This is a genomic window from Variovorax sp. 20P10.2.4 (genome assembly GCF_058244205.1).
In genome coordinates, this window is record NZ_JBZAYE010001049.1 from 1 (window position 1) to 1,612 (window position 1,612).

The following is a 1,612-nucleotide window of genomic DNA, read 5'->3' on the forward strand; positions in this document are numbered from 1 at the left end:
ATGCGGCGCTCTCGCTGTTCAGCATGGCGGCCGCGCACGGCGACGCGCCCACGGGCAGCGAGCCCGGCCGCCTGTTCACGGGGCAGGGTGCCACCACGGCCTGGGAGCTGCTGTCGGAACTGCATGCGCTGGCCTTCCGCGGCTGGGCCGGGCTCAACCCGATCGGCATCCTCGATGCGATGTCGCGCGATGCGCGGGCCGTGTACTGCCCGCTGGTCTACGGCTACGTCAACTACGCGGTGGCCGGCGCCGGCACGCAGCCACTGCATTTCGCCGACGTGCCCGCGGGTTCGCACGGCCTCGGCTCGACGCTCGGGGGCACCGGGCTCGCTGTGAGCCGGCGCGCGACCGTCAGCGACGCGCTGCGCGCCCACCTCGTCGCGCTGATGAGCCCGGCGATGCAGGAAGACTTCATTCCCTTCGCCGACGGCCAGCCGAGCGCGCGCAGCGCCTGGAGCCATGCGCGCGTCAACGGCGCCTGGAACGGCTTCTTCGCCCAGACCCAGGCCACGCTCGAGGCCGCGATCGTGCGGCCGCGCCATCCGGGCTACATCCCGTTCCAGACCGCGGCCTCGGCGCTGGTGCGCGAGATGCTCGCCGACCGGCTCGCGGCCAGGGCCGCGCTCGAGCGGCTGCAGTCCCTCTACCAGGCCCACCGGCCCGCGGGCAGCGAAGTCTGAGCCCGTCTTCCCTTCTTCAGTCCACATCCGCCATGAACCACATCCTCTTCGAGGTCCGCGACCAGGTCGCGACCCTGATCCTCAACCGTCCCGAGAAGCTCAACGCCGTCACGCCCGAGATGGCCGATGCGCTGGTCGCCCACGTGAAGGACTGCAACGCGCGCGCCGACGTGCGCGCCGTCGTCATCACGGGCGCCGGCGAGAAGGCCTTCTGCGCCGGCAGCGACATCGCCGAGCTCGACGGCTACGACACGCCCTGGACCTTCCGCAACCGGCCCGACTACTGCGACGCGATCCGCGCGCTGCGCAAGCCCGTGGTCTGCGCCATCAACGGCTATGCGCTCGGCGGCGGCCTCGAGACCGCCATGTCCTGCGACATCCGCATCGCGGCCGAGCACGCGCGCTTCGGCGCGCCCGAGGTCAAGCTCGGCTGGATCGGCGGCGGCGGCATGTCGTACATGCTCGCGCACAGCATCGGCGCCTCGAACACCGCGCTGATGCTGATGGGCGGCGATCCCATCGGCGCGCAGCAGGCGCTGCAGTGGGGCCTGGTGAGCGAGCTGGTGCCGGCCGCCGAGCTGCTGGCGCGCGCGCAGGCCATTGCCGCCACCATCGCGAGCCGCCCGCCGATCGCGGTCGAGACCGCCAAGGCCAACCTGCGCGCCGCCTATGCGATGCCGCTGGAGACCGCGATCCAGTACGAACGCGACCTGCAGACCGTGTGCTTCGCGACCGAGGACGCGAAGGAAGGCCGCGCGGCCTTCAAGGCACGCCGGCCGGCCGTGTTCGAGGGGCGCTGAGATGCAGGCGATCCCCGACATGGTCGATGCCGCGGCCACGCTGCCCATCGATGCGGAGAAAGCGCTGCTCGTGGGCCGCGCCTGGCTTCCGGGCGGGAACGGAGAGCTGGACGGCCCGACGCTGGTGACGGT

1 protein-coding gene and 1 pseudogene are annotated in these 1,612 nt (G+C 72.2%); both read left to right on the forward strand.

Going from position 1 to position 1,612, the window contains the following annotated elements:
* Positions 1 to 680, forward strand: a pseudogene (locus AC27VN_RS40935) (hypothetical protein); the annotation flags it as partial.
* A gap of 32 nt (positions 681 to 712) precedes the next feature.
* Entirely contained in the window at positions 713 to 1,480 is a 768-nt protein-coding gene (locus tag AC27VN_RS40940) for an enoyl-CoA hydratase/isomerase family protein (protein ID WP_490880429.1), read from the forward strand.
* The last annotated feature ends 132 nt before the right edge of the window (positions 1,481 to 1,612 follow it).